The sequence below is a fragment of the Qipengyuania sp. B-5 genome, assembly GCF_056857815.1.
This window is the reverse complement of the sequence record NZ_JBSXNU010000048.1, coordinates 14,517-26,868: the sequence shown is the minus strand read 5'-3', so window position 1 is coordinate 26,868 and position 12,352 is coordinate 14,517. Positions and strand designations below refer to the sequence as shown.

At 58.0% G+C, this 12,352-nt stretch carries 10 protein-coding genes; 7 read left to right on the top strand and 3 right to left on the bottom strand.

Features of this window, described 5'->3' with window-relative positions; all coding sequences use genetic code 11:
• Nucleotides 1-148 precede the first annotated feature (148 nt).
• The 5 genes from AC13CE_RS09365 (at nt 149) to AC13CE_RS09345 (ending at nt 6,605) form a co-directional block, all read left to right on the top strand.
• Complete coding sequence (locus tag AC13CE_RS09365) at nt 149-1,531, top strand: helix-turn-helix domain-containing protein (RefSeq protein WP_221540788.1); 1,383 nt, start codon at nt 149-151, stop codon at nt 1,529-1,531.
• 85 nt (nt 1,532-1,616) lie between these two features.
• Nucleotides 1,617-1,913, top strand: coding sequence for a hypothetical protein (locus AC13CE_RS09360; RefSeq protein ID WP_221540787.1), 297 nt, complete (start codon nt 1,617-1,619; stop codon nt 1,911-1,913).
• A gap of 188 nt (nt 1,914-2,101) precedes the next feature.
• Complete coding sequence (gene prsK, locus AC13CE_RS09355; protein ID WP_221540785.1) at nt 2,102-4,210, top strand: XrtA/PEP-CTERM system histidine kinase PrsK; 2,109 nt, start codon at nt 2,102-2,104, stop codon at nt 4,208-4,210.
• On the top strand, nt 4,210-5,574 hold the full coding sequence (prsR, locus tag AC13CE_RS09350) for a PEP-CTERM-box response regulator transcription factor (protein WP_482972201.1): 1,365 nt from the start codon (nt 4,210-4,212) through the stop codon (nt 5,572-5,574). The genes prsK and prsR overlap by 1 nt, the downstream gene beginning before the upstream one ends.
• Nucleotides 5,575-5,603: 29 nt before the next feature.
• Nucleotides 5,604-6,605: a bile acid:sodium symporter family protein gene (locus tag AC13CE_RS09345; protein ID WP_482972200.1), complete on the top strand. Its 1,002-nt coding sequence runs from the start codon at nt 5,604-5,606 to the stop codon at nt 6,603-6,605.
• Here the strand turns inward: AC13CE_RS09345 and AC13CE_RS09340 are convergent.
• Nucleotides 6,538-7,605, bottom strand: coding sequence for a DUF475 domain-containing protein (locus AC13CE_RS09340; RefSeq protein ID WP_221540779.1), 1,068 nt, complete (start codon nt 7,603-7,605; stop codon nt 6,538-6,540). The two genes, AC13CE_RS09345 and AC13CE_RS09340, sit on opposite strands and share 68 nt — an antisense overlap.
• Before the next feature lie 14 nt (nt 7,606-7,619).
• On the bottom strand, nt 7,620-8,492 hold the full coding sequence (gene panB, locus AC13CE_RS09335; protein ID WP_221540777.1) for a 3-methyl-2-oxobutanoate hydroxymethyltransferase: 873 nt from the start codon (nt 8,490-8,492) through the stop codon (nt 7,620-7,622).
• A gap of 128 nt (nt 8,493-8,620) precedes the next feature.
• Here panB and AC13CE_RS09330 point away from each other — a divergent pair, with 128 nt between their 5' ends.
• Together AC13CE_RS09330 and AC13CE_RS09325 are read left to right on the top strand one after the other, a co-directional pair.
• Nucleotides 8,621-10,051, top strand: a complete 1,431-nt coding sequence (locus AC13CE_RS09330) for a sodium-dependent transporter (protein WP_221540775.1) — start codon at nt 8,621-8,623, stop codon at nt 10,049-10,051.
• A 102-nt stretch (nt 10,052-10,153) separates the two neighbouring features.
• The gene (locus AC13CE_RS09325) at nt 10,154-11,731 is read left to right on the top strand and encodes an amino acid permease (RefSeq protein ID WP_221540773.1); all 1,578 of its coding nucleotides are present in this window, start codon (nt 10,154-10,156) and stop codon (nt 11,729-11,731) included.
• Nucleotides 11,732-11,799: 68 nt separating this feature from the next.
• On the opposite strand, the gene AC13CE_RS09320 is transcribed toward AC13CE_RS09325, so the two are convergent.
• Nucleotides 11,800-12,285, bottom strand: coding sequence for a pyridoxamine 5'-phosphate oxidase family protein (locus tag AC13CE_RS09320; RefSeq protein WP_482972199.1), 486 nt, complete (start codon nt 12,283-12,285; stop codon nt 11,800-11,802).
• Nucleotides 12,286-12,352: the final 67 nt, after the last annotated feature.

The following is a 12,352-nucleotide window of genomic DNA, read 5'->3' as shown; positions in this document are numbered from 1 at the left end:
CGTCTCCTGATACGTCATCGCCCGATGAGGCGTTGCAGCGACAATGCGCATGAGACGATCATTTTGGCAGAGTAATTTACAAAATATCTTGTCTATATCGGTGAATATACCCTAATATCGATGTGAATATGTAAAGAAAGTTACAAACATGGCTGACGACAATGTGCGTGCCGGGCCGGCTATTCGCCGTCTTCGAAAGCGTGAAAAGCTGACGCAGGCGGCGATGGCCGGTCGATTGTCGATTTCACCCAGCTATCTGAATCTCATAGAGCGTAACCAGCGGCCCGTCAGCGCGCGGGTTATCATGGCTCTGGTTGAGCAGTTCGACTTCGATCCGCGAAGCATCCGCGAAGATGAGAGCATTGGCGGGCTGGATGGTCTCGTCCGCCGCTTCGCCGATGCGCGGTTCGCGGATCTCGCCATCGATCGCGAGGAACTCGACGAGCTGCTCGCAACGGCCCCTCATGCGGCCGCAGCCTTTGTACGGCTCTATGACAATGCCGGACCCGGCGGCGATACCGGAGACGATCCCCTCGCAGCCTCGCGGCGGGAGATCGAACGCTGGCGCAACCATTTCGCCGACCTCGATCACGCCGCCGAAGAACTCGCGGACGAAATGCGTCTCTCACGCGGGGACATCGGACTTGCGCTGACGGAACGTCTGCGCGAGCGCCACCAGCTTTCGGTGCGAATATTGCCGCAGGAGGTTTTGCCCGACAGCCTCAGCCGGCTCGATCTGCATGCCCGCCAGATCCAGCTTTCGGAAATGCTTGGACCAGCCTCGCGCAATTTCCAGCTCGCCCTTCAGGTCGCGCAACTCGAAAAACGCGACGAGATTATGGCCGTGGCACAAGGGGCTCAATTCAAGGACGAGGCCGCCCGGGCACTCTTCAAACGCCATCTCGAAGGCTATTTCGCAGCCGCCCTGCTCATGCCCTACGGCCGCTTCCTGAGAGCCTGCGAAGCGACAGGTTACGATCTTCCCGTACTCGAGCGTCGTTTTTCGGTGAGTTTCGAGCAGCTTGCCCATCGCCTCACTACGCTTCAGCGCGTGGGCCAGCGCGGTTTGCCCTTTTTTATGGTTCGGCTTGATCGAGCAGGGCAGTTCTCCAAGAGCTTTATGGGCGCGAGCACCGCCCGTTTTGCCGGAGAAGATGTTTCCTGCCCTCTCTGGGATGCGCACCGCGCCTTCGAGCGTGGTGGAGAACTGGTGGTGCAATTTGTCTCGCTTGAAGAGACGAGCGAGGGACAGGGAGGATGGCTGACCATGATGAGGAGCGTCGAAGGTAGCGGGGCTGCAGGCTCGGCGCGATTTGTCATAGCGGTCGGGATCGAAGCTGTGCTTGCCAGCGAGTTGGCCCAGGCGCGCGGAATATCTCTACGGCCTGCCGATGCCCAACCCATCGGCCCCGGCTGTGCACGTTGCCACCGCGAGAATTGCTCTCAACGATCTTTGCCGCCCCGTGGGCGAAAGCTGCGTTTCGACCGTATGCGCAGGGGGACGACGCCGTTCGAGTTCGGCGAACCCTAGATTGCGCGGTTAACCCCCTTCCTGCGGAACCGCACTGCAAGTCGCCGCGTTTTCGTCACAATAGGTTTCAGGAAGGACTATTGAAATGACCGAAGAACGCATTACGGAAACGCGCACTCCCTCGGGTGACACGCATACAACCCATACGGTGGTAACCGACGGTGAAAGCCGAAGGGGCGGTGGATCTGGCTGGGTAATCGCGCTCATCGTTCTGGTACTGGCCGTTGGTGCCATCTTCATCTTCTCGCAGATGAGTGGGGCCGAGGTTGCCAAGGACAATGCAGTCGCAGAGGCGGCGACCGAGGTAGGTGAAGCGGCTGGGCAGGTTGGCGACGCTGCACAAAATGCTGGCGAGGCAGTGCAGGACGCGGTCGAAAACTGAGATTTCCGCACCCGATAGTACATAAGGGCGAGGCTCGTCTCCGGACGCGCTTCGTCCTTTTGATTCGTATGTTGTAAAATTTACCGACATTTCACCAATCTCCCGCTAGGCAGAGAACAGCATGTTCGGTTGCGCAGGTGAGGAACGAAAATGGTGAGCCTGGCGAAAGAAGGGGCAGGACCGGTCTGATGGATTGGGCCGCATCCCTTTCGTACATATGCTATTCGATCGGTGCGATTGTCAGCGGGATCGCTGCGTTCTGGATCGCTCGGAAGGGCGCGGCTGATCGATCGGACCGCTGGGCGGGCGCCGTTGCACTGGTATTCACTGCAAACTGGTGCATTGCGGCTGCAAGTCTCGCGTTCGACCATCCCATTGTCGGGCTTACCGAAATATTCGCTAATCTCGCGTGGATTTTCTTTCTCTTCCGTATCTTTGCCAACGATGGCCGCGATGAAAGCCTTCGGCTCGTCAGGCCGGTCGTGGCGGCTCTGGCATTCGTGGAGATACTGCAATTTGCGCTTCTCGGCATCGAACATCGGCATCCGTTTGCTGCCGATGTTCAGTTACTTGCCACGCAAACTTCTGCGCTTTTTCGCGTTCTCGTGGCAGTCGGGGCCCTGGTATTGCTGCACAATCTTTATGTAGGCGCCGCCCCGGAATCACGCAGGATCTTGCGCTGGAACGCAGCAGCTATGGCGGGATTCTGGGCTTTTACGCTGAATTTCTACACCATCGCATATCTTGTCGGATCATTTCCGATCGAGCTGGTGGCTCTTCGGGGACTGGCAGTGACGATCATCGCCGTTCCCTTTGCAACAGGCTTCAACAAGAGTGTAGCCGGATTGACTTTCAGGCCGTCGCGGGCCGTGACCTTTCATTTCCTGTCGCTGTTGGTGATCGGTGTTTATCTGCTTGCGATGGTTGGCCTTGCCAGCTGGCTGGATGTGCTATCCGGCAGCGTTGCGCGAATGACCCAGGTCGGTCTCGTCATTGCAGCGGGTGCATTGGCACTTATCTGGCTACCTTCGCACAGCTTGCGCGGCTGGTTACGGGTCACGGCGGTGAAGCATCTGTTCAAGCACCGCTTCGATTATCGCAACGAATGGATCCGTTTCACACATACCATCGGCCTCGGAAGCTCCGAAGAAGCCAGCTTGCCGGAGCGTGCAATCAGGTCACTGGCAGACATCACGGACAGTCCTGCCGGTCTGCTTCTGCTTGTGAACGAGGAAGGACAGGTCGAGCAAGGTGCGAACTGGCGTTGGCCGCAGCTGGAAGTACCTGCTCATCCGATCCCTCCCGCATTGGCAACCATTTTCGAGAAGGAAGGACTGATCCTCGATTTAGACGAAGCTCGTTCGGGGATAGAACATCAAGGTGAACTGGAGCATGTGCCTGCATGGCTGTTGGAAGATTTGCGGGTGTGGGCGGCGGTTCCGCTTCTGCATTTCGATCGACTGATCGGGATCATCATTCTCGCACGGCCTGCAATCGAACGAAAACTCGATTGGGAGGACTTCGATCTTCTTGCGATTGTTGGCCGGCAACTGGCCAGTTATCTGGCGGAGCAGGCCAGCCAGGAAGCGCTTTCCGAAGCCGCGCGGTTCGATGAATTCAACCGCCGCATGGCCTTCGTAATGCACGATATCAAGAATCTCTCCAGTCAGATGTCGCTCTTGCTGCGCAACGCCGAAAAGCACGCTGACAATCCTGAGTTCCGCAAGGACATGCTGATCACCCTGCGCAATAGCGCAGATAAGCTAAACACGATGCTTTCACGTCTTGGCCGCTATGCCAAAGGAGGGCAGGAAGAAATGGGCGCATTCGATATGTCTGCGATCATCCGTGCAACCTGCAAAAGATTCGCGAAAAACCATCAGGTTCTGCTCGTTCGAAGCGAGCCGATGCAGGTCAATGGCCAGCCGGAAGCTTTCGAGCAGGCGCTCTCGCATATCGTGCAGAATGCCATCGATGCCAGCGTCGACGGCAGTGCAGTAATGATTGAATCCTATAGTGATGGAATTTCCGGAGTGGTCCAGATTATCGATAGCGGACGAGGCATGACCCCGACGTTCCTCCGTACGGGCTTGTTCAAGCCTTTTGTTTCCTCAAGGGAGGACGGTTTCGGTATCGGTGCATACGAAGCGCGCGAGATGATCCGTTCGATGGGCGGCCGTGTAGAGGTGGAATCCCGGGTGGATCTCGGCACTCGTTTCACCCTCAACCTGCCTCTCCAATCGGCGCATGAACTTCTTGGGAATTCCTGCTCCGCCGAGCGAAAGGAAATCGCCTGATGGCCCAAAACGCACCGAAGCTGCTGATCGTGGAGGATGACGAGGGCCTGCAGGCGCAGCTCAAATGGGCCTATGACGATTACGAGGTGATTATCGCGGGCAATCGCGATCAGGCATTGGCGGCCCTGCGCAGCGAGGAGCCGGCGGTGGTTACGCTCGATCTCGGACTGCCGCCCGATCCTGACGGGACGAGCGAGGGTTTTGCCGTCCTCGATGCGATCATGGCGATGAAGCCGGATACCAAGGTCGTCGTCGCATCGGGGCATGGCGCTCGCGAGAGTGCCCTGCAGGCAATCGAACGTGGAGCCTATGATTTCTATCAGAAACCGGTCGATATCGAGGAACTTGGGCTAATAGTGAACCGGGCGTTCCGGCTCTGTCAGATCGAGGGAGAGAACCGTCGCCTGGCCGAGAAGGTGGGCGAAGATAAGACCGTACTTGGCACAATGATAACGGCCGCACCGGAAATGGCCAAAGTGGCTCGAACCATCGAACGCGTGGCCCCGACCAACGTCTCGGTCATGCTGCTGGGAGCGAGCGGGACGGGCAAGGAACTCCTGGCAAAGGGACTGCATCAGGCCAGCGATCGCAGAAGCGGCGCGTTCGTTGCGATAAACTGCGCAGCCATCCCGGAGAACCTTCTCGAGAGCGAACTGTTCGGACATGAGAAGGGGGCTTTCACCGGCGCCGTCAAAACGACTGAAGGCAAGATAGAGATGGCGAGCGGCGGTACGTTGTTCCTAGACGAGGTGGGAGACATTCCCCTCCCGTTGCAGGTGAAGTTGCTGCGCTTCCTGCAAGAACGCGTAATCGAGCGTATTGGCGGTCGCAAACCAATTTCGGTCGATACCCGCATCGTCTGCGCCACCCATCAAAATCTCGAGGCCATGATCGGCGAAGGAACCTTTCGCGAGGATCTGTTCTATCGCTTGGCCGAGGTGGTAGTGAAAATTCCTACCCTGTCCGAGCGTCCAGGTGACGCGGTTTTGCTGGCCAAGCATTTTCTCGCCCGCTTTGCCGCCGAGATGAATCCGCAGGTTAAAGGTTTTGCCCCGGATGCGCTCGCAGCGATCGACTCCTGGAATTGGCCGGGCAATGTGCGCGAGCTTGAAAACCGTGTGAAGCGCGCGGTGATCATGGCCGATGGCAAGCTGGTAAGTGCGGAAGACCTTGATCTTGGGGAACGCGCGGAGGATGGCGAAATGGCTCTGAATCTGAAGCAAGCGCGCGAGGCTGCCGATCGAAGGATGATCCGTCAGGCTCTGGCCCGCAGCCAGGGCAACATCTCGATGACCGCCAAGCTGCTCGGTATTAGTCGCCCCACACTCTACGATCTGCTCAAGCAGTACGATTTGCAGACCTGACTTCGGCAAACGCCGCCGCTAGCTCAATTATGGCACTACGCAGTATCATCTCCGATCCTATGCTGCGCATGCTTGCGCTGGCTATTGCCTTGGCAGCCCTTTTGCCAGCGACGGGCGCGGCGCGAGGCGTTGTTCAAGTAGCCGCGAATATCGGCATCTTTGCGCTGTTTCTGCTCAACGGTATGCGCATCCGACGCAGCGAGATTGCCGCCGGTGCCGCCAATTTGCGCTTCCTGCTGCCACTAATATTTTGGGTATTCGGGGCTATGGCGCTTGTCGGGTTAGAGCTTTCGCGTCTGGCACCGGCTGACGTCCCTCCTATCGTTGCGGCCGGTTTCCTCTATCTCGGCGTACTGCCGACTACGATCCAGTCGTCGACTTCCTATAGCTCGCTTGCGCGCGGCAATGTGGCCCTGTCGATCATCTCTGCTGCCTTGCTCAGTCTCATCGGGGTATTTCTGAGCGTGCCTTTGTTTCTGGCGCTGGGTGGGGCAGGCGAAGGAGTGGTCGGGTCCGATGCCGTTCTCAAGATCATTGTAATACTGATTGTGCCCTTTGCCATCGGCCAGTTGGTGCAAAACCGCACCCAGAGTTTTATTGCGCTCCACAAGCCACGAATCGTCACGCTCGACCGGATGGTGATTGCGCTGGCTGTTTACGTGGCGTTTTCCGGTGCGGTCGAGCAGGACGTCTGGACCCGCATCGATAGCACCGGCTGGGTATGGACCGGCATCCTGGTCCTCATCTTTCTGGTCGTGGGCCACGTCGGGGCATGGCTGGCAAGCTCGGCCCTACGACTGGAGCCACCCGACCGCATCGCCTTTCTTTTCGCCGGCGGGCAAAAATCGGCGGCGATCGGTGCGCCGTTGGCGACGGTGCTCTTCGCACCGGAAGTGGCAGGCTTTATCGTTCTGCCACTCTTGCTCTACCACTTTTTTCAGCTGGTCTTGGCAGCTCCTATGGCTAGCTATCTAGCTGGATCGGTTCATCACCATGCTTCCGGTTATGATGGACGGACCACAGAAAACTGAGGCCGATCAGGGTCGCTCCGAGGAGCCCTGTGATGGTTTCCGGTATGTGGTAGCGCGCCGACAGAAGCATGATCATACCGAGTACAATGATGGCCCAGAAGGCACCATGTTCGAGATAACGATACTGGGCAAGCGTCCCGGTGCGAACGAGGTGAATGGTCATCGAGCGAACGAACATCGCACCGACTGAAAGGCCGAGCGCGATGATCACCATGTTGTTCGAGAGCGCGAATGCGCCGATGACGCCATCGAAACTGAAACTCGCATCAAGTACTTCAAGGTAGAGAAATCCACCGAAACCGGACTTCACGATTTCGCCCGCCGCTTTCTTGCGTGCTTCACGCTGTTCGATGATCGCTGCAATGGCGTGCACACCGATAAAGGTGACGAGGCCGAGAATCCCGGCTGTCAGGAAAACGATCGCATCGGCAGGCGCGAGCATTGTCGAGACGCCATAAATCAGCAGCAAGACAAGCCCGATCTCCACAGCCGGGACATTGGAAAACTTGTTAATTGCCCGCTCGAGTACAGCGATCCAGTGGACTTGTTTGTCGCTGTCGAAAAAGAAAGTCAGACCGACCATAGCGAGGAATGCGCCGCCGAACCCCGCAATGCCTATGTGCGCCGATGAAACAATCCGCTCGTATTCCTGCGGATCGTTCAGCGAGAGGGAAATCGCCTCGACGGGGCCGACGCCCGCCGCAATCGCAACAATCGCGATTGGAAACACGATCCTCATGCCGAACACTGCAATCAGGATTCCGATGGTGAGGAAGCGTTGCTGCCATACCGGATCCATCTCACGCAGCACCGTGGCGTTGACCACGGCATTATCGAAGCTGAGCGAAACTTCGAGAATGGACAGTACCAGCACGATCCAGAGGATGCCCAGGGTGGCTGTGATCGATCCCGTGCTGCTCCATCCGTACCAGGCAGCCAGGGCAAAGCAGACTGCCGTGAAGGCGAGCGAAAAGGTGTAGTACTGGCGTATCGTGTTCATTGGGGTGGGGTTCCTCAGCCCTTGGGCTGGTAGGTTTGTTCGGACGTCGGGAAGCTTCGGTCACGCACTTCTTGTGCATATTGTGCGACGGTATTCTCGATGACCTCAGCGATATTTTCGTATTTCTTCACGAAGCGGGGCACACGTTCGAACATGCCCAGCATGTCGTCAGTCACAAGAACCTGTCCGTCACATTGGGCCGAGGCCCCGATGCCTATCGTGGGACACGACACTGCCTTTGTCGCTTCGATGGCTATGGGTTCGAGAACACCTTCGAGAACGATGGCGAAGGCCCCGGCCTCGTCCAGTGCCTTTGCATCGCCGACGATCTTGTCCGCTTCGGCATTGTCGCGCCCGCGTGCCATATAGCCGCCCAGCACGTTGACTGCCTGCGGGGTCAAACCGACATGCCCCATTACCGGGATGCCGCGATGGTTCAGAAACGCAACGGTTTCGGCCATCTGCTCCCCACCTTCGAGCTTCACAGCTGCAGCGCCGCTTTCCTTGAGGAGGCGCGATGCGCTCGCGAAAGCCTGTTCTTTCGAAGCTTCGTAAGAGCCGAATGGCATGTCTACCACGACCACCGAACGATAGCTTCCGCGTACCACAGCGGCTGCATGGTTCGACATCATCTCCATCGTAACGGGAATGGTGGAGGGAAGGCCGTAGATTACTTGTCCCAGCGAATCGCCCACCAGCAAAAGATCGCAATGTGCATCGAGTAACTGGGCCTGTCGCGCCGTATAGGCGGTGAGCATGACCAGCGGTTCCTTGGTTTCGCCGTCCGCTTTGTGGGCGCGGATTTTCGGCACGGTCAACCGCTTCATCGGTTGCGGAGTGGGATTGGCCCGGCTGGTGCTCGTATCGAGCTGGAAGGTCGTCGACATGGGGGCTGCCCTAGCAAGCCCTGTCGACAGTTGGAAGCGAGGCTTGGACACTGGCGGATTTCCGTGCTTTAAGCCTCTCGTACATAAGGGCGCGGCAAGCGCCGACAACCGAGAGGGATATCACGTAAATGGTCGCCGCCGGCAAAACCACGGGTGAGGGTTGGTCCTCACGTTCCGCATTCATTCTTGCTGCCGTCGGTGCAGCGGTTGGTCTTGGAAATATCTGGCGCTTCCCGACGCTTGCCGGCGAAAGCGGAGGCGGGGCCTTTGTGATCTTCTATATTGCTTGCGTTTTTCTCCTCGGATTGCCGCTGGTGCTGTCCGAAATCTTCATAGGGCGTGTCGGGCAGACCGATGCGGTTGGCTCGATTCGCAAGGTGGCGCAATCCTCAAACGCCTCCCACAAGTGGTCGATTTTCGGTGGAGTCGGTGCGGTTGCCGCCTTCCTGATCGTATCTTTCTATTCGGTTGTTGCCGGTTGGGTGCTTTACTACGCCGGCTTGATGGGCTGGGATTTTCTTCAAGCTATCATGGCGGCCGATCCATTCCGCGGCGCACTGGCAGGTGAAAGCGAAGCCCAGATCCAGCAAAGACTTGGCGATATGTTTGCAAGTCCCGGCTTGCTGCTTGCCATGCATCTCGTCTTCATGGGTATGACGCTTTACATCGTCGCGCGCGGGGTGAGCTCGGGGATCGAAAAGGCGGCAACCTATCTCATGCCTGTATTCTTCATGCTGCTGCTGGGCCTCGTGGTCTATGGCGCGATCGAAGGCGATATCGCCGAAGCATTCGCCTTCCTGTTCACGCCAGACTGGTCGAAGCTGACCCCCGAGGTGATGAACTCTGCGCTGGGTCAGGCGCTTTTCTCGCTTTCGCTTGGCGTGGCCGGCCTCATCACCTATGGTTCTTACATCAAGGAAAAGAGCAATCTCGGCGGCACGGCTGCGATAATCGCAGTCGCCGATACCAGCGTGGCGCTGCTTGCGGGCCTGATGATCTTCCCGATCGTTTTCGCGGTGGGTCTCGACCCGGCGGCGGGTCCAACCTTGGTATTCCAGACTCTCCCCTTTGCTTTCCAGACCATGCCGGGCGGCGCCCTGTTCGGCTTCCTTTTCTTTGTTCTGATCCTTGTCGCGGCGATCACCAGCTCGATTTCGCTACTCGAGGTGCCTACTGCATGGGGTATCGGAGAACTGGGCTGGAGTCGGACGAAATCCGCCTTGGTGTTCGGCGTCGGTGCCCTGCTGATCGGGGTGTTTTGTCTGCTTGGGTACAATGTGCTGTCGGACGTACGCCCGCTCGGTTTCTGGCCGCTGTTCGAAAACACCGATATCCTTGATACGATAGATGGCTTCACCGGGAAGGTCATGCTGCCGCTGGGCGCCTTGCTGACCTCGATCTTCATCGGCTGGAAGGCCGATGCCAACCTGTTGCGGACGACTACCGGTCTTTCGCCGCTGGCGTTCGGCCTGTGGCGCTTTCTCATTGCATGGCTGTGCCCGATTGCGGTTACAATCATCCTCGTGACCGGACTTTTCCCGAGCATCCTCGGCGCCTGACGAATCTCTCTTTTCCAACCGGAGAATCGCGCGTAATGAGCGCACTCCGGTTGGCAGAGCGGGGAGGGCCCGCTGCGGGCCGGTGGAGCCCATCGGCCAGAAATGATCCTCGACAGAGTGAAGCCGCTCGACGCCATTCTGGCGGCGGCGCAAAAGAAGTCGCTGCACCGTTCGTTAGGCGCTCTGCAGCTCATGTTGTTCGGCATAGGTTGCATCATCGGCACGGGGATATTCGTGCTCACTTCTGCCGGGGCCCAGAAAGCGGGTCCCGGATTGATGCTGGCGTTTGTCATAGCGGGGGCGGTCTGCATCGTTGCCGCATTGTGCTACGCCGAAATCGCCTCGATGATACCCGTGGCAGGCTCGGCCTATACCTATAGCTATGCCACAATGGGTGAATTGCTCGCCTGGACAGTTGGTTGGGCGCTCATCCTCGAATATGCCATTGCCGCATCGGCAGTGTCCGTAGGCTGGTCGGGCTATTTCAGCGGGACGATCCTGAACGAATTTCTCGGCATTGAATTGCCACAATGGTTGTCCGCTGGTCCTCTTGCACTGGGCGGCGAGCCTGGAGGATTGATAAACCTCCCTGCGCTCGTCATCGCTCTACTCGTGACCTGGCTACTGATGATCGGCACCAGTGAAAGCGCCAAGGTCAACGCGATCCTGGTGGCGATAAAGGTGGCGGCGCTCACAACCTTTATCGGACTGACCTTGACCAGCGCTTATTTCGATCCCGACAGGTTCAACCCGTTCCTGCCCGCCGGCATTTTTGGCGGTTTCGGAACGGGCGTGGGAGCCGTCGGCGCGGCGGCGACGATCTTCTTCGCCTATGTCGGTTTCGATGCGGTTTCCACGGCCGCGGAAGAAACCAAGAATCCGCAGCGCAATGTGCCGATAGGACTTGTCGGTTCGCTCGTTTTCTGCACCGTCTTCTACATCCTCGTCGCGGCAGGTGCGATCGGCACTATCGGCGGGCAACCGATCATGGGACCGGGGGGAATTCCCTTCCCGGCAGGGTCGGAAGAACTGGCCCGTCAGTGTGCGCTTCCGGCCTATTCCGATGCGCTGGTCTGTTCGAACGAAGCCTTGGCCCATGTCCTTCGCCAGATCGGTTTTTCGGGCATCGGCAATATGCTGGGTATTGCCGCTTTCCTTGCTCTGCCCTCGGTAATTCTCGTCCTGCTGTTCGCGCAGACCCGTATCTTCTTCGTGATGAGCCGTGACGGGCTGTTGCCCGAAGGTCTTTCCAAGGTGCATCCGCGTTGGAAGACTCCTTACGTCGTAACTATTCTGACAGGCTTAATCGTAGCCGTGGGCGCGGCTTTCTTCCCGGTCGGCCAGTTGGCGGATATTGCCAATGCAGGCACGCTGTATGCCTTTCTGATGGTGGCTGTTGCAGTGATGGTGTTGCGCCGTACTGCGCCCGACAGGAAGCGCGATTTCCGTACACCCATGCTCTGGTTTGTCGGACCCGCCACCATTGGCGGATGTGCCTACCTCTTCCTCAACCTGCCGAGCGCTGCCATGCTGGTGCTGCCGGTGTGGACGGCGATCGGGCTGGTTGTCTATTTCGCCTACGGTCGGAGGAACAGCCATCTCGGACGTGGCATTGTGGAGGTGGTCGATGACGTTGCAGGTGAGGAAACGATGATCCCCATCCACCCACCCAAGGCGTGAGGTAACAAGAAAGGGCCGCTCCAATTCGGAGCAGCCCTTTCGATTTTTATCATTGCTGCCGGGCCGGGTTAGATATCGACTTTGTCGACATGGCGTTCTTCGGCCTCTTCATGAACGGTTATGCCGAGCGCCATTTTTGCGGTGTTGAGCAGGCCGAGATCACTGTTCCAGATTTCGGCATCGCCCAAATCCATGCGCATGAAGAAGATGTCGGGATCGTCTTTGCCGCCATCGTACCAGGCTTCGACGAAGTTGTTCCAGAACTGGTCGAAGCGTTTCTGGCTGGTTTCCCTGACCAGATTTCCGTTGAAGCGGGCGAAGATATCGTGGCCCTTGCTTTCGAAGATAGCGGTCACCGGCCCGAGCCTGCAGAAGTCGCTCTTGGTATGGGTAAAGAACCAGATCGAGCTGTTTGCGTCCTTGTCAAGTTGGGGGCTCATCGGCACGGCTGTTGAACTGTCACCATCTAGCTGCAGAAAAAGAACCGGGCTGTCGGCCAGCGCTTGCCAGAATTTCTTCTTGAGTTCGTCGGGATTGCCTTCTGCGTGTTTCATGATGGTCTCCTGAGAATGGGTTTATCTTCTCAATGAGTGAGGCGTGGGTTCGGTCCCGCCATGAGGT

What these genes read in the sequence shown, in the direction of transcription:
- panB (WP_221540777.1), bottom strand. Translation starts at nt 8,492, where the DNA reads ATGTCGACGACCTTCCAGCTCGATACGAGCACCAGCCGGGCCAATCCC.
- AC13CE_RS09360 (WP_221540787.1), top strand. Translation starts at nt 1,617, where the DNA reads ATGACCGAAGAACGCATTACGGAAACGCGCACTCCCTCGGGTGACACG.
- prsR (WP_482972201.1), top strand. Translation starts at nt 4,210, where the DNA reads ATGGCCCAAAACGCACCGAAGCTGCTGATCGTGGAGGATGACGAGGGC.
- prsK (WP_221540785.1), top strand. Translation starts at nt 2,102, where the DNA reads ATGGATTGGGCCGCATCCCTTTCGTACATATGCTATTCGATCGGTGCG.
- AC13CE_RS09320 (WP_482972199.1), bottom strand. Translation starts at nt 12,285, where the DNA reads ATGAAACACGCAGAAGGCAATCCCGACGAACTCAAGAAGAAATTCTGG.
- AC13CE_RS09365 (WP_221540788.1), top strand. Translation starts at nt 149, where the DNA reads ATGGCTGACGACAATGTGCGTGCCGGGCCGGCTATTCGCCGTCTTCGA.
- AC13CE_RS09330 (WP_221540775.1), top strand. Translation starts at nt 8,621, where the DNA reads ATGGTCGCCGCCGGCAAAACCACGGGTGAGGGTTGGTCCTCACGTTCC.
- AC13CE_RS09345 (WP_482972200.1), top strand. Translation starts at nt 5,604, where the DNA reads ATGGCACTACGCAGTATCATCTCCGATCCTATGCTGCGCATGCTTGCG.
- AC13CE_RS09325 (WP_221540773.1), top strand. Translation starts at nt 10,154, where the DNA reads ATGATCCTCGACAGAGTGAAGCCGCTCGACGCCATTCTGGCGGCGGCG.
- AC13CE_RS09340 (WP_221540779.1), bottom strand. Translation starts at nt 7,605, where the DNA reads ATGAACACGATACGCCAGTACTACACCTTTTCGCTCGCCTTCACGGCA.